General features: G+C 63.6%; 14 protein-coding genes. 11 read left to right on the forward strand and 3 right to left on the reverse strand.

Annotated elements, in window-relative coordinates; all coding sequences use genetic code 11:
* Window positions 1-17: 17 nt before the first annotated feature.
* On the reverse strand, window positions 18-1,283 hold the full coding sequence (locus tag F0A17_RS03450; RefSeq protein WP_149326917.1) for an ATP-binding protein: 1,266 nt from the start codon (window positions 1,281-1,283) through the stop codon (window positions 18-20).
* Between the two features lie 147 nt (window positions 1,284-1,430).
* On the opposite strand from F0A17_RS03450, the gene F0A17_RS03455 reads away from it, so the two are divergent.
* The 3 genes from F0A17_RS03455 to F0A17_RS03465 are packed head-to-tail and all read left to right on the forward strand — an operon-like array spanning window position 1,431 to window position 4,370.
* Window positions 1,431-3,020 carry a peptide chain release factor 3 gene (locus tag F0A17_RS03455; protein WP_149326918.1) on the forward strand — a complete coding sequence of 530 codons (1,590 nt, stop codon included), beginning with the start codon at window positions 1,431-1,433 and terminating at the stop codon, window positions 3,018-3,020.
* 53 nt (window positions 3,021-3,073) lie between these two features.
* Window positions 3,074-3,562 (forward strand): large conductance mechanosensitive channel protein MscL, encoded by a 489-nt coding sequence (mscL, locus tag F0A17_RS03460; protein ID WP_149326919.1) that lies wholly within the window; start codon window positions 3,074-3,076, stop codon window positions 3,560-3,562.
* Between the two features lie 40 nt (window positions 3,563-3,602).
* Window positions 3,603-4,370, forward strand: coding sequence for a TatD family hydrolase (locus F0A17_RS03465; RefSeq protein ID WP_149326920.1), 768 nt, complete (start codon window positions 3,603-3,605; stop codon window positions 4,368-4,370).
* Here F0A17_RS03465 and ygfZ read toward each other — a convergent pair.
* Window positions 4,367-5,404, reverse strand: a complete 1,038-nt coding sequence (gene ygfZ, locus F0A17_RS03470) for a CAF17-like 4Fe-4S cluster assembly/insertion protein YgfZ (protein WP_149326921.1) — start codon at window positions 5,402-5,404, stop codon at window positions 4,367-4,369. The genes F0A17_RS03465 and ygfZ overlap by 4 nt on opposite strands.
* A 138-nt stretch (window positions 5,405-5,542) precedes the next feature.
* Between ygfZ and F0A17_RS03475 the strand changes: the two genes are divergently transcribed.
* The 7 genes from F0A17_RS03475 (at window position 5,543) to F0A17_RS03505 (ending at window position 12,805) form a co-directional block, all read left to right on the forward strand.
* Window positions 5,543-5,740, forward strand: coding sequence for a hypothetical protein (locus F0A17_RS03475; protein WP_149326922.1), 198 nt, complete (start codon window positions 5,543-5,545; stop codon window positions 5,738-5,740).
* Window positions 5,741-5,759: 19 nt separating this feature from the next.
* On the forward strand, window positions 5,760-6,179 hold the full coding sequence (locus F0A17_RS03480) for an OsmC family protein (RefSeq protein ID WP_149326923.1): 420 nt from the start codon (window positions 5,760-5,762) through the stop codon (window positions 6,177-6,179).
* Between the two features lie 97 nt (window positions 6,180-6,276).
* Window positions 6,277-8,298 carry an excinuclease ABC subunit UvrB gene (gene uvrB, locus F0A17_RS03485; RefSeq protein ID WP_149326924.1) on the forward strand — a complete coding sequence of 674 codons (2,022 nt, stop codon included), beginning with the start codon at window positions 6,277-6,279 and terminating at the stop codon, window positions 8,296-8,298.
* Between the two features lie 162 nt (window positions 8,299-8,460).
* The gene (locus F0A17_RS20730; protein ID WP_228716798.1) at window positions 8,461-8,568 is read left to right on the forward strand and encodes a zinc finger domain-containing protein; all 108 of its coding nucleotides are present in this window, start codon (window positions 8,461-8,463) and stop codon (window positions 8,566-8,568) included.
* A gap of 174 nt (window positions 8,569-8,742) precedes the next feature.
* A complete protein-coding gene (locus F0A17_RS03495; RefSeq protein ID WP_149326926.1) occupies window positions 8,743-10,248 on the forward strand; it encodes a fumarate hydratase in 1,506 nt (501 codons plus the stop codon).
* A 102-nt stretch (window positions 10,249-10,350) separates the two neighbouring features.
* Window positions 10,351-11,769 (forward strand): cardiolipin synthase, encoded by a 1,419-nt coding sequence (gene cls, locus F0A17_RS03500; RefSeq protein ID WP_149326927.1) that lies wholly within the window; start codon window positions 10,351-10,353, stop codon window positions 11,767-11,769.
* A gap of 118 nt (window positions 11,770-11,887) precedes the next feature.
* On the forward strand, window positions 11,888-12,805 hold the full coding sequence (locus F0A17_RS03505) for a LysR substrate-binding domain-containing protein (protein ID WP_149326928.1): 918 nt from the start codon (window positions 11,888-11,890) through the stop codon (window positions 12,803-12,805).
* 174 nt (window positions 12,806-12,979) lie between these two features.
* On the opposite strand, the gene F0A17_RS03510 is transcribed toward F0A17_RS03505, so the two are convergent.
* Complete coding sequence (locus tag F0A17_RS03510; protein WP_149326929.1) at window positions 12,980-14,056, reverse strand: bifunctional nicotinamide-nucleotide adenylyltransferase/Nudix hydroxylase; 1,077 nt, start codon at window positions 14,054-14,056, stop codon at window positions 12,980-12,982.
* Window positions 14,057-14,158: 102 nt separating this feature from the next.
* Here F0A17_RS03510 and F0A17_RS03515 point away from each other — a divergent pair, with 102 nt between their 5' ends.
* Complete coding sequence (locus F0A17_RS03515; RefSeq protein WP_149326930.1) at window positions 14,159-15,100, forward strand: YihY/virulence factor BrkB family protein; 942 nt, start codon at window positions 14,159-14,161, stop codon at window positions 15,098-15,100.
* Window positions 15,101-15,183: the final 83 nt, after the last annotated feature.

The following is a 15,183-nucleotide window of genomic DNA, read 5'->3' on the forward strand; positions in this document are numbered from 1 at the left end:
CAACCTCGTCGCGTCGCTCAGGGCTTGCTGTGTGGCAGGATCACTTCGGTCAGCGTCCCCCCGTCCGGATGATTATACAGGCTCACGCCACCGCCGAAGCGATTGATGGTGGCATGGGTGAGAAACAGCCCGATGCCGAGGCCCTTGCTCTTGGTCGAGACAAAGGTATCGCCGAGGCGGTCGGCGATATCCAGCGCGATACCGGGGCCGTGGTCGCGGATGTCGACGATCACTTCGGTCTCGTTCCAGTCCAAGCGAATGCGAATGTCGTCGGGGTTGGCATCGGCGGCATTATTGAGCAGGTTGGTGATGGCCTGATCGAGGGTGGTATCGACCTTGAGCCAGGGCGTGCCGCGCTGCCCGGACACCTCCAGGCGATGACTCACGTCGGGGCGCAGCACCAGCCAGCGTTGCACCACGCCGTTGAGCCAATCGCGGGCGTCTCGCACTTCCGGCTCGGCCATGCGACGGCGATCGGCGCTCTCGACCAGATGGCGCAGGCGCGACTTGCACACATCGACCTGCTGGCGCAGCAGGTCGACGTCCTGTTCCAGCGTGGGGTTGCCGTGAGCGTCTTCGCGCATTTCGCTCAGCAACACCGCCATGGTCGACAGGGGCGTACCCAGTTCGTGGGCGGTACCGGCGGCCTGGGTGGCCACGGCGACGATCTGTTCGTTGCGCAGCGCCGATTCGCGGGTCTGAGACAGGGCCTGCTCCCGGCTGCGCAGAGCGTGCGCCATCTTGAAGATGAAGAAAGTCACCAGTCCGGCCGACAGGCCGAAATTGATCCACATGCCCAGCACGTGAAGATTGAGTACCTCGTTGCCTTGGTCGTGGGTCAACTGCGGGACCGGGTGGTAATCCCACATCAACAGGGTGTAGGACGCCATGGCCGAGGTGGCGACCATCCAGGCATAGCGCCAGGGCAGGGTGGCGGCGGCGATGGTGACCGGCACCAGGTAGTAATTGATGAACGGGTTGGTGGCGCCACCCGTGAGATAGAACAGGAGCGTCAGGCCGAACACGTCGACGAGAAGGTGGATCACGTATTCGATGTGGCTGACCGCCCACTGACGCCCGAGCCGCCACCAGGTGAACAGGTTGACCAGACCCATGCAGATGATGACGCCGATGACCGCGGCGATCTCTAGCTCGAAGTGCAGGAGTTCGACGCCGACGATGACCGCTGCCAGGAAACCCGTCCAGGTAATCCCGCGGACGATGGTCAGGCGGACCAGGTTGCGGCTGGGCGTCGAGAGCGGCAAAGGGGGAGCGGTAGGCATGGCGTCTCCTGGGGTATGCGTCTCGCCATGATACCGTCTCGTGCCCTTTCTCGCCGCCGCCCTACAACTGTGCGAGGCAAAGCCTTAGAATGCATGCCATTCCACACTCACGCACCTCATGGGTGCCACACGACGAATTCGAGACTGATGTCTGATGCCGATCTGGCCCGGGAAGTCGGGCTGCGCAGAACCTTTGCCATTATCTCGCACCCCGATGCGGGCAAGACCACCATCACCGAAAAGATGTTGCTGTTCGGAAACGCCATCCAGCTCGCCGGCTCGGTGAAGAGCAAGCGCAACGACCGTCACGCCACCTCCGACTGGATGAAGATGGAGCAGGAGCGGGGCATTTCGGTGACGACCTCGGTCATGCAGTTCCCCTATGGCGGGCGCATCGTCAACCTGCTCGATACGCCCGGGCACGAGGATTTCTCCGAGGATACCTACCGCACGCTGACGGCGGTGGATTCGGCGCTGATGGTGATCGACGGCGCCAAGGGCGTCGAGGCGCGTACCATCAAGCTGATGGAAGTCTGTCGTCTTCGCACCACGCCGATCCTCACGTTCATCAACAAGATGGATCGCGACATTCGCGACCCCATCGAGGTGATGGACGAGGTGGAGACGGTACTGAACATCCAGTGCGCGCCAATGACCTGGCCGATCGGCATGGGGCGCCATTTCAAGGGCGTCTATCACTTGTATAACGATGTCATTCACCTCTATACCCAAGGTCAGGGCAGTCGCATTCCCGACGATCGACGCATCGAGGGGCTCGACAACCCCGAGGTCGACACGGTGCTCGGGGCGGAACAGGCCGAGGAGCTGCGCATGGAGGTGGAGCTGGTGCGTGGCGCCTCCCATGCGTTCGATCACGCGGCCTACCTGCGCGGCGAGCTGACCCCGGTCTACTTCGGTACCGCCATGGGCAACTTCGGCGTGCGCGAGATGCTTGACGGTTTTGTCGAATACGCGCCGCCTCCGCAGCCGCGGGAGACCGATGCACGCAGCGTCGAGGCCGAGGATCCTCGCTTCACCGGCTTCGTGTTCAAGATCCAGGCCAATATGGACCCCAAGCACCGCGACCGCATCGCCTTCCTGCGGGTCTGCTCGGGCAAGTACGAGAAGAACATGAAGATGCGACACGTGCGCATCGGCAAGGATGTCAAGATCGCCGATGCGCTGACCTTCATGGCCTCCGACCGCGCTCACGTCGAGGAAGCCTGGCCCGGCGACATCATCGGCCTGCACAACCACGGCACGATCCAGATCGGCGACACCTTCACCATGGGTGAGGACATGCGCTTCACCGGGATACCCCACTTCGCCCCGGAGCTTTTCAAGCGCGTTCAGCTCAAGGATCCGCTCAAGCTCAAGGCACTGCAGAAAGGGCTCCAACAGCTCTCGGAGGAGGGGGCCACGCAACTGTTCCAGCCGCTGGACAATAACGATCTGATTCTCGGCGCCGTGGGTACCCTGCAGTTCGACGTGGTCGCCCACCGGCTCAAGGAGGAGTACAAGGTCGACTGCGTCTACGAGCCGGTCAACGTGCAGACCGCGCGCTGGGTCTATTGCGACGATGCGCGAAAGCTGGAGGAGTTCAAGCGCAAGGGGAGTGCCAACCTGGCGCTGGATGGCGGAGGTTACCTGACCTACATTGCTCCCACGAGGGTCAACCTGCAGATGACCCAGGAACGCTGGCCGGAGATTCGCTTCGCCGCGACTCGCGAACATTGAGGTTGCGATCGTCGGGCATGGCGATGCCAGCCTGCTGAAAGGAGAACGGGAGCATGGCGTCGAAGATGTTGAAGGAGTTTCGCGAATTCGCGGTGAAGGGCAACGTCGTCGACATGGCGGTGGGCATCATCATCGGCGCCGCCTTCACCGCCATCGTCAACAGCCTGGTTCGAGACGTCTTCACGCCGCTGATCAGCCTGCTCACGGGAGGGATGAACTTCACCAACCAGTTCCTGGTGCTGCGTGACGCTCCCGGCGACGAGATTTACCACACCCTGGAACAAGCTCAGGCGGCCGGCGCGGTGACCCTCAACTACGGCCTGTTTCTCAATGCGGTGCTGTCGTTTCTGATTGTCGCCTTCGCCACCTTCCTGCTGATTCGGAACATCAACCGGCTCAAGAATCTCGCCTATCCGCCCGAGACGGCGGCGGCTCCCACGGTCAAGGATTGCCCGTACTGCCTGAGCAAGATTCCCCTGCCGGCCACGCGCTGCCCGGCCTGTACCTCGCAGTTGCCAGCCGCGCAGCCCGAAGCGGAGTGACGCGGGCACGCCACAAACCACGCAAGAGGGCACGACACGGATGTTGATCGATGCACACTGTCATCTTGATTTCGAGGCCTTCGACGACGATCGCGATGCGATGTTCGAGCGCGCCCGGGCATCGGGCGTCGAGCACTTCATGGTGCCCGGCACGACCCGCGAGCGCTGGCCAGCCGTGCTGGCGCTGGGCGAACGCGACGACGTCAGTATCAGTCTGGGGCTGCACCCCTATTTCATGCACGAGCATGCCGTCGGCGACGTCGAGGCACTGGCCCAGGCGCTCGATGCTCATCCCAACGTGCGGGCGCTGGGGGAGTGCGGCATCGACGCCCGCTTCGAGGATACCCTCGACGACCAGTGGGAGCTATTCAATGCCCAACTGCGTCTGGCCAAGACACGCCAGATGCCGGTGGTGATCCATTGCGTCCACGCCAACGACAAGGTCTCCAAGCGCCTTCGTCAGCTCGACCTGCCGGCGGGCGGCCTGATCCATGCCTTTGCCGGTTCGCCGGATCAGGCGTGGAAATTCCTCGACCTGGGCTTCGTGGTGGGCCTGGGCGGCGCGGTCACCTACGAGCGTGCCCAGCGTCTTTGGCGGGCGGTGAAAAGCCTGCCCGTGGATGGCTTCGTATTGGAAACCGACAGCCCCGACATGCCGCTGTGCGGCCATCAGGGACAGCGCAACGAGCCGGCGCGCCTTGCCCAGGTATGCGAGATGGTGGCGAAGCTGAGAGGGGAAACGCCCGGGGCGATCGCCGCCCAGAGTACGGCGACCGCGTCTCGGCTGTTCGACCTCGAAGGGGACTAGACGGCCTTGGCCAAGCTTTCGGGATCGAGTCGCTCGATCGGGTAGGGCAGCTTCAGCCGCTTGACGGCCTGGCCATCGACATGGAGCGGGCCGAGGTCGTCGCGAGTGCTCAGCACCGCCAGGATCTCGGCCTGGCCGTAGGCGTCGATCTCCGCTGCCACCACCTCGCCGTGACTCTTGCCTCCCGCATCGTTTACGCTGGCGCCCAGCTCGGGAAGGTGCTCCCCCTCCAATTGCGCCCGCACCAGGCGTTTCTTCACCTGGCCGCGGAAATGCGCCCGCGCCACCACTTCCTGGCCGGTGTAACAACCTTTCTTGAAGCTGACGCCACCGAGTGCCTCCCAATTGATCATCTGCGGCAGCAGGGCATCGTAGTGGGCACCGGTCAGCCAGGCGAGCCCGGCCTGGATGTCATGCAAGCGCCATACACTGTTGCCGACCGGCACGGCCTGGGCGCTCAGTTGCCGGAAGGCTTCGCTGGCCTGGGCCTGCGGCAGGCAGACCATGAGTCGCGGCTGCGAGCCGGGGTGAGCGAGAATCTGGCGTTCGCCATCGCCGGCCTGATGCCAGACGCGTGGTGGTACGAGGTCGAAGCCCACCTCTCCCAGTGCCTCGGCCTCTTTTCCGATCAGCCCCAGCAACGCCAGGTCGTCGCGGATGGTGAGTTCGGTCTTGTAGAAGGGGGCGAACTTCCTGAGATGGTCGCGCAGCGACCCGATCAGCTCGCGATGCAGGATCAGGCGGTAACGATCCTCACTGACGCGCAGCAGCTGGGCATTGGCCAGCATGCGTCCCTTGGGTGTGCAGAAGCTGGTCAACGGGGCGAAGTCGCCATCGGCAAGCTCGACCTGGGCGCTGGTCTGACCCTGCAGCAGCTTGTCGGCGCCGGTACCGCTCACGTCCAGCACTGCCATGTGGACCAGAGGGACGATGACGGTTCTTTCCATGGCCTGGCGGGCCGGCTCGGGCGTGTCGAATTCGACCCGCGTATCGCTCGCATGCCGCCCCTCCAGGGCGGTGATCCAATCGTTCATGCCTGTGGCTCCAGGTCGTCATGTTGGGGAAGTATGTTCCATGGTATGCGGGCAGCAGGGAGGGAATGCAAGCGGCTGCCGCCTTGCGGGCGCCGTGGTAGACTCGAGATGCCTTCAGCCCGTCACCAGGAGTCTTGCATGGCACAGCAGTCGCTGAGCTTTAACGGTGTGGAGAACGCCGACCAGATCAATCGCATCACCACGGCGCTGATGATGGTGGATGGCGTCGAGAGCGCCGAGGTCGGTCGCCATGGTGCCGATGTCGAGGGAAGAGTGAGCCGCGAAGCGCTGGTCCGGGCCGTCAAGGCCCTCGACCTGCCGATCGAAGTCAAATGAGCCACCGGAACCCCTCGCCATGAAACGGGCCATCGAGATCGTCAGCGAGCGAAACAGCGTCTTTCGTCAGCGCGTGGAGATCGAAGGATTCGAGGACCTTCACGTCGACGTGCCCAAAGCCTTCGGCGGCGAGGGCAGTGCTCCGGATCCGCATGACTATTTCGACCTGTCGTTGGGGGCTTGCAAGGCGATTACCGCGCAGATGTACGCCCATCGCAAGCAGTGGCCGCTGGAGGGCATCAGCGTCAAGGTCAATCGCGACGACAGCGAGGAACGCAAGGGCACTTATCGACTCGAAGTGATCATGACCTTTCATGGCATCGTTGACAGTGAGCAGCGCGCCAGGCTGGAAGAGATCAGCCACAAATGCCCCATCCATCGTCTTATGACCAGCGCCACCGTAGAGGTCATCACCCGGGCCACCGCTGCCGACACGTAGACCACGAAGCGGTCTTATACTGTTACATCGGCATCGGTACGTTACCCGGGCGCTCGGGAAAGAGCTGAATGCGCGCTGGTCCCTGTTCGGAGTCGCCATGAGCAAGCCGTTTCGCCTCAATGCCAACTTCAAGCCCGCCGGCGACCAGCCGAGTGCCATCGAAGGCCTGATCAAGGGGCTGGAGGCCGGGCTCGCCCACCAGACGCTGCTTGGTGTGACCGGCTCCGGCAAGACCTTCACCATGGCCAACGTGGTCGAGCGGCTGCAGCGCCCGACCATCGTCATGGCCCCCAACAAGACGCTCGCCGCCCAGCTCTACGGCGAGTTCAAGTCGTTCTTTCCCGATAACGCGATCGAGTACTTCGTCTCCTATTACGACTACTATCAGCCGGAGGCCTATGTGCCTTCGTCGGATACCTTCATCGAGAAGGACGCCTCGATCAACGACCACATCGAACAGATGCGGCTCTCGGCGACCAAGGCGCTGCTCGAGCGTCGCGATGCCCTGATCGTGGTCTCGGTCTCGGCGATCTACGGTCTCGGCGACCCCGACCAGTACCTGAAGATGCGCCTGCACTTCACTCGCGGCGAGCTGATCGATCAGCGTAGCTTTCTACGTCGCCTGGCGGAGTTGCAATACACGCGCAACGACATGGACTTCAAGCGCGGTACCTACCGCGTACGCGGCGATGTGATCGACATCTACCCGGCCGACTCCGACGAGGAGGCGGTACGGGTCGAGCTGTTCGACGACGAGATCGACTCGATCCGCCTGTTCGATCCGCTCACCGGCGAGGTACGCGGTCACGTTCCGCGCATGACCATCTATCCCAAGAGCCACTACGTGACCCCGCGCGAGACGATCCTCTCCGCCGCCGAGAGGATCAAGGCCGAGCTGGTCGAGCGCCTGGAGTGGCTGCGCAAGAACGACCGGCTGGTGGAGGCGCAGCGCCTCGAGCAGCGTACGCTCTACGATCTCGAGATGATGAACGAGCTGGGCTACTGCAACGGGATCGAAAACTATTCGCGCTACCTCTCGGGCCGCGCACCCGGGGAGCCGCCGCCGACCTTCTTCGACTATTTGCCGGCCGATGCGTTGCTGTTCATCGACGAATCCCACGTCAGCGTTCCCCAGGTCGGCGGTATGTACAAGGGCGACCGCTCGCGCAAGGAGACGCTGGTCGAATACGGCTTCCGCCTGCCCTCGGCGCTCGATAACCGACCCATGACCTTCGAAGAGTGGGAGCGTATCTGCCCGCAGACCATCTTCGTCTCGGCCACCCCGGGGCCCTACGAGGCCGAGCACGCCGGCCAAGTGGTGGAGCAGGTGGTGCGCCCGACCGGGCTGGTCGACCCGGAAATCGAAGTACGGCCGGCGACCACCCAGGTCGACGACCTGCTCTCCGAGATTCGCGCCCGTGCCGAGGTGGGCGAGCGGGTGCTCGTTACTACCCTGACCAAGCGCATGGCAGAGGACCTGACCGAATACCTCGACGAGCACGACGTGCGGGTGCGCTACCTGCATTCCGACATCGATACCGTGGAGCGGGTGGAGATCATCCGCGACCTGCGGCTGGGCAAATTCGACGTACTGGTGGGCATCAACCTGCTGCGCGAGGGTCTCGACATCCCCGAGGTCTCGCTGGTGGCGATTCTCGATGCCGACAAGGAGGGCTTCCTGCGCAACGAGCGCTCGCTGATCCAGACCATCGGCCGGGCGGCACGCAACGCCCACGGCAAGGCGATCCTCTACGCCGACCGGGTCACCGACTCCATGCGCCGCGCCATCGACGAGACCGAGCGGCGCCGGGCCAAGCAGGTCGCCCACAACGAGCAGCACGGCATCACACCGACTACCGTCATCCGCTCGGTGGCCGACATCATGGAAGCGGCCCAAGCCCCCGGGCGCAAGGGCAAGGGTCGGCGCGGCGAGCGAAAGGTGGCCGAAGGGGCAGCGATCTACGATCTCTCCGAATTGTCGCCGATGGACCTGGTCAAGGAGGTCTCGCGGGTTGAGGACGCCATGTTCGAGGCGGCCCAGAACCTGGAGTTCGAGGAAGCGGCGCGACTGCGCGACCGGCTGCATGAGTTGAAGGAGCGTCAGCTGGCGCTGGGGTAAAGGCTTATTGATTGAGTGGCTTTCGAGTCGTCTGCCCGCTCGTGGCTTTCCGTCGACAGGACTACGAGGGGGCGCTGTGAACAGGTGGGTGTGACCAGCCGTGGCGAATGGGCCGCCGCCGCGCGCCGGCGGGGCGAAAGCCGGCGACTGTGTCGCTTCGCCGTGTACGAGCGCGATGGCTTGCCGTGTCACGACTGCGGGAATTCGATAACGCGGGAAACCGTCGCCTCGCGGCGGCTGTACCGCTGCCCACGATGCCAGCCGGGCTGAAGCCGACAAAAATTTATACCGTTATCTTAAGAGCCATTTCAACTTCTCTTCACTCTTGGCGGCACGACCCTGTCGAACAGGGCCCGATACGGTATAATTCGCCACCGTTCGAGCCCGCCACATCGTTCGATGTCAGAAGCGGGCAAGCCGATAAAGCCGAGGAGTTCCTTGCACATGACCGTGATCCGCCAGGACGACCTGATCCAGAGCGTCGCCGACGCCCTGCAGTACATCTCCTACTACCATCCCAAGGATTTCATCGACGCCATGGCGGCGGCATACGAGCGGGAAGAGAATCCGGCGGCCAAGGATGCCATTGCCCAGATCCTGATCAACTCGCGCATGTGTGCCCTGGGGCATCGTCCGATTTGCCAGGACACCGGCATCGTCACCGTTTTCGTTCATGTCGGCATGAACGTGCGCTTCGAGGCCGACATGAGCCTCGACGACATGATCAACGAGGGCGTGCGTCGCGCTTACCAATTGCCGGATAACGTATTGCGCGCCTCGGTGCTGGCCGATCCGGATGGCGCGCGGAAAAATACCGGCGACAACACGCCGGCGGTGATCCATCACAAGCTGGTGCCGGGCGATACCGTGGAAGTGCACGTGGCCGCCAAGGGGGGCGGCAGCGAGGCCAAGAGCAAGTTCGCCATGCTCAATCCCTCCGACAACGTGGTCGACTGGGTCATGGAGCAACTGCCCAAGATGGGCGCCGGCTGGTGTCCGCCGGGCATGCTCGGCATCGGCATCGGCGGTACCGCCGAGAAGGCGATGGAACTGGCCAAGGAAGCGCTGCTCGATCCCATCGACATTCAGGAGCTGCAGGCGCGCGGTGCTTCAAGTCGCGCCGAGGCGCTGCGTCTGGAACTGTTTGACAAGGTCAACAGAAGCGGGATCGGTGCCCAGGGCCTCGGCGGTCTGACCACGGTGCTGGATATCAAGGTCCGGGATTATCCGACCCACGCCGCCAACAAGCCGGTGGCGATCATTCCCAACTGCGCCGCCACGCGCCATGCCCATTTCACCCTCGACGGCACGGGGCCGGCCGCGCTGCCCGCCCCCAAGCTCGAGGACTGGCCCGAGATTAGCCGCGAGACGGGAGACAACGTCAAGCGTGTCAATCTCGATACGGTGACGCCGGAAGAGGTACAGACTTGGCAGCCGGGCGATACGCTGCTGCTCAACGGTAAGCTGCTCACCGGACGTGATGCCGCCCATAAGCGCATGGTCGACATGATCGCCAAGGGCGAGGCGCTGCCGGTCGATTTGAAAGGGCGCTTCATCTACTACGTCGGCCCGGTGGATCCGGTGCGCGACGAGGTGGTGGGTCCTGCCGGTCCCACCACGGCCACCCGCATGGACAAGTTCACCCGTACGATGCTCGAGGAAACCGGTCTGCTGGGCATGGTCGGCAAGGCCGAGCGCGGTCCGGCCGCCATCGAGGCGATTCGCGACAACAAGGCGGTCTATCTGATGGCGGTGGGCGGTTCCGCCTACCTGGTGGCGCAGGCGATCAAGAAATCCCGCGTAGTAGGGTTCGCCGACCTGGGCATGGAGGCGATCTATGAGTTCGAGGTCGAGGACATGCCGGTCACCGTAGCGGTGGACAGCCAGGGCACCTCCGTGCATCAGACCGGGCCCGCCAAGTGGAAGGAGATCATCGCCGAGCGCGCCTGAGCCCACGCCCGCGCCCGATCTCGGTACCGGCGGCCCCGCCTTCTGGCAGGGCCGCCGTCGTCTGGGGTATGCTGCAGATTGCTGTTTTTTCAGGGAGAGATCATGGCATCCTGGCTATTGGGCCTGGCGATCTTCGTGGTGCACCTGCTGGGCTTCCTCTCGGCGGTACTGGCGTTGCTCTCCAGCCGCACCTCTCAGGGGGCCGTGGCGTGGATCATCTCCCTGGTGACGTTTCCCTATGTGGCCGTACCCGCCTACTGGATCTTCGGGCGGCCGCGCTTCTACGGCTACATCTCTGCCCGTGGCGAGCGGGATAGCGTGTTGCGACGCATTCTTGCCGATCAACACTGGCGTCTCGACCCCTTCCTGGTGGACGTGCGCAGCCCTGACGTGAAGGCGGTGGAGCGGCTCTCCAAGATGCCATTGACCAGTGGCAATCAGGCCGAGCTGCTGGTCGACGGAAAGAGCACCTTCGACAGTATCTTCGCCGGCATCGACTCGGCCGAACGCTATGTACTGGTGCAGTTCTTCATCGTGCGCCATGATGCGCTGGGCCAACAGCTCAAGGAGCGCATGCTGCGTGCCGTGAAGCGCGGCGTGCGGGTCTATTTTCTCTATGACGAGATCGGCAGCCGCAAGCTGGCCGAAGGCTATCTCAGCGAACTGGCCGATGCCGGCGTCGAGGTCAGCCCATTCCGCTCGTCGCGCGGCTTCAAGCACCGCTTCCAGCTCAATTTTCGCAACCATCGCAAGGTTCTCGTAGTGGACGGTCGCGAAGGCTGGCTCGGCGGATTCAACGTCGGTGTCGAGTATCTCGGGCAACATCCGCGGCACGGACCCTGGCGCGACACGCACCTGAAGCTGGCCGGGCCTAGCGTGCTGGGGCTCCAGGAGGCCTTCTGGGAAGATTGGCATTGGGCCACCGGCGAGGTCATCAACTTGTGCTGGGAGCCGCAGGTCGTCTGCGAGGAGTGCCAGAATGTCATCATCGTCCCGTCGGGGCCGGCCGATCACCAGGAGACTGCCAGCTTGCTGGTGCAGCTCGCCATCCATAGCGCTCATGAGCGGTTGTGGGTAACCAGCCCCTACTTCGTTCCCGATCAGGGCGTACAGGATGCCCTGCGCTTGGCCGCCATGCGCGGGGTGGATGTGCGCATCATGATGCCCGAGCATCCCGACCATCTACTGATCTACCTATCGGCCTTCTCCTTTCTGCCCGACATGGTGCGTGCGGGGGTCAAGGTGTATCGCTATCAGCCTGGCTTCATGCATCAGAAGGTCATCCTGATCGATGACGCGGCGGCGGCCGTGGGTACGGTGAATCTCGACAATCGCTCGTTTCGCCTCAACTTCGAGATCACGGCCTTCCTTCCTGACCGAGGGTTCGCCGCCGAGGTACATCGTATGCTCGAACACGACTTTGCGGTTTGTCGACGTATCGATTACGAGGAGCTGCATCACCGGCCGCTGTGGCTCAAGCTGGTCTCGCGCGCCGCCTATCTGACGGCGCCGATCCAGTAAGTCATGACTGCGCTTGGGTTCGGGCGGCGGCTGGGGTACATTAGGCGTTGCCTGACGAATGGCCGCGCACCGTGGTGCGCCTTACCTCAAACTGTGTTGGCAGTCAGCGGGAGTCGCGGTGAATCTCGAAACCAAGTGGCTGGAAGATTTCGTTGCCTTGGCCAATACCCGCAGCTTTTCTGCCTCGGCCAGGCAGCGACACGTCACCCAGCCGGCTTTCAGCCGCCGAATTCGCGCACTGGAGCAGGCGGTGGGCGTGACCTTGGTGGATCGCTCCACGACGCCCATCAACCTGACGCCGGAAGGGCAGCTCTTCCTGGTCACCGCGCGCAACTTGGTGGAGCAACTCAATGAATGCCTGGGCCATTTGCGCGGTGTTTCCATGGCCCGCGAGGCGCTCGATATCGTCGCTGCCCACTCCCTGGCGCTCAGCTTCTATCCCGAGTGGATCTCACGCCTTCAGGAGGGGCTGGGTGAACTGCCTACGCGGCTCGTCGCCATGAACGTGGGCGAGGCGATCCACGTCCTGCGCGAGGGCAACTGCGACCTCATGCTGGCCTATCACGATCCCTATGCCACCATGCAACTGGATGCGGAAGTCTTTCCCTCCTTCTCGATCGGCCAGGTGAAGATGTTGCCGGTCAGCCTGCCCGACGCCAACGGCAAGCCGCGTTACAGCCTCGAAAGCAAGGACACCATTCCCTATCTTGCCTATACTCAGGGCGCGTTTCTGGGGCGCAGCGTGCGCATGCTGCTCAAGAACGATCCCTTGAGGCTGCGGCTGCGTACCGTCTACGAAACCGCCATGGCCGAAGGGCTCAAGGGGATGGTGTTGCAGGGCGTAGGGCTCGCCTGGATCCCCGATTTCTGCGTGCGTGAGGAGCTCAGGACGGGGCGGTTGGTGCGTGCCGGCAATGAGAAATGGGACGTGCCGCTGGAGATTCGCCTCTATCGCTGTTCGCTGGTTCACAAGCCCGGGGTCGAGAAGTTGTGGCGGCAGATGATGAAGCTGCCACGCGATTTCCTCCGAGCCTGAAAAGAATGGCTTTCCTGCTGCGCTCGTCAGGCAGGCCCCCGGCGGATCGTCGCTATCCTCATGTAGGCACTACACTCCGGTAGCTCCGCTCCGGCGGTGACCGGCCTGCCTTCGCTCGCGACGGAAATCCCTTACTTTTCCAAGCAACAGTTTTATCGATCCCTGGCTTGGATATCAGATCCCGCTGAAATCGGCCGGCAGGCCGAGAAAATTCTGGATGATGAAGAAGTGGTCCTCGAACAGACTGTCGGGTTCGAGCTCGGCCAACGGCACCCAGCGCGCGTGGTCACCGCCCTTGACCGGCTTGAGCTGGGGTAGCTGTTGATCGGGGCGCAGGGCGAAATAGAAGGCTTCCGCCAGAGTGCGGCCGCGCCAGCTGCGGTGGGGCTCGTCGAATAGGCGCTGGCCGCGCAGCGAGCCCTTGAGCACCGGCTCCGGCACCTTGAGGCGAACGCGTTCGCGCAGCTCGCGCAGACAGGCGTCGAGCAGGCGTTCGTGGGGATTGATGAAGCCGCCGGGCAGTGCCAGCAGTCCCTTGCCGGGGGCCGCGGTGCGGCGCACCAGCAATACGTGCCCGGATTGCACCACCACGGCGTTGACCGTGACGAAGATCGGCGGGTAGGGCGCATTGGCCCAGGCCTGGCGATACTGCTCGAGCAATTGCTGCTCTTCCATCAGTTGACGGTGGGCATCGCTGCCGGCAAAGCTGCGCAACGCCTCGCACACACCGGGGGGAAGGTCGTGGGTCGCTCCGGTGCTGAGATAGTCCTCAGTGGAGGAGGGCGAGCGGAACAGGCGTTCGCGGATCTGGCTGGCGGAGATGCCGTCGACCAGCGGTACGCTCACCGATTCCCACTGGGGGAACAGTGACAGGTAATAGCTGGACTGGCCACGACTGGCGCCGATCAGGCCGATACGCGGCAGGCGGGCATGATGATGGCCGGCGATATCACGCACCTTGCGCTGTACGTCTCGCACCCAGACGTCGTCGTTGTACAGCGCGTCGAGCAGCGGAACGATTTCCAGCCGGTCATTCTCCTCGTCATCGAAGCAGCTTCGCAGCAGTGACTGGCGTTCGTCGAAGCGCCATGGGTTGCGCAGCGAACGCGCCTGCCATGCCGAGCCGACCAGCACGATGACCCGTCGCGCGTGCCGCAGCGCTTCGTTGATCACGGCCAGATGACCCAAGTGTGGTGGCTGGAAGCGGCCGATGAATACGAGGCAGTCGAAATCGTGATCGGAAGTACCCATCGGCATATCCTTCGCTGTCGGCTCGGGGGGCCCATTATGGTCGCGCCACTTCAGTGCTGCAATGCAGGGGCGGATTGGCCGACAGGCGTGCATGGATTGCGTATGCTGATATCGATAGTACGGACAAGGAGGTGCGGGGTGCGTGAACTCTCGATCAAGTTCTGGTGGCTCACCATCAAGGATGCCGTACAGCTATGGCTGGATCGCAATGCCTTCAGCTATGCCGGGTCGCTGGCGTTCTATACGCTCTTTTCGCTGGCGCCCACGGTCATCATCGCCGTGGCCGTGATCGGCGTGGTGTTCGGTGAGGATGCCGCCCAGGGGCAGATCGTCACGCAGCTGCAGGGAACAGTGGGCGAGGAGGCTGCCAAGGCGGTGGAACAAGCGGTGGCGGAGTCGCGGCCCCAGGAGTCCGGCGTGGTACCCACCCTGCTGGGTATCGGTGGGCTGCTGATCGGCGCTACCACGGTCTTCGCCCAGATGCAGTACTCGCTCAACATGATCTGGGGAGTGACGGCCAAACCCAGCCGCAGCGGCGTGATGATATTCCTCAAGCAGCGCCTGCTGTCGCTCGCCGTGGTGCTCGCCATCGGCTTCATTCTACTGGTGTCGCTGATCGTCGGTGTCGTGCTGCGCGCCATGCTCCAGGCCATCGGCGATGCCATGCCGCTGATGGGGACCCTGACCGCAGGCGCGGAGCTCCTGATTTCGTTGCTGGTGATTACCGCCTTGTTCGCCACCATCTTCAAGATTCTGCCCGATGTGGTGCTGAACTGGCGCGACGTACTGCTCGGGGCCGTGGTCACGGCACTGCTGTTTGCCGTGGGCCGCAATGCCATCGCCTCTTACCTGGCCTATACGGCCACGGCCTCTACCTATGGTGCGGCGGGTTCGGTGGTGATGATCCTGCTGTGGGTCTACTACAGCTCGCTGATCCTGCTGTTCGGCGCCGCCTTCACTCGTAGCTACCTGATCGCCAAGGGAGGTGCGATAGTGCCGCGGAACAGCGCGGTCATCGTGCGGCGAGAGCTGATTTCGGAGTGAGTGCCGTCGTGGCGGGGGGGCGCCCGGCCCCGCGCGACCGGCGGCGGCGCGGCGGGGACGGGGCCGCCCAACCGCCACCCGGG

The sequence above is a fragment of the Billgrantia pellis genome, from assembly GCF_008297955.1.
Taxonomy (GTDB): domain Bacteria; phylum Pseudomonadota; class Gammaproteobacteria; order Pseudomonadales; family Halomonadaceae; genus Halomonas; species Halomonas pellis.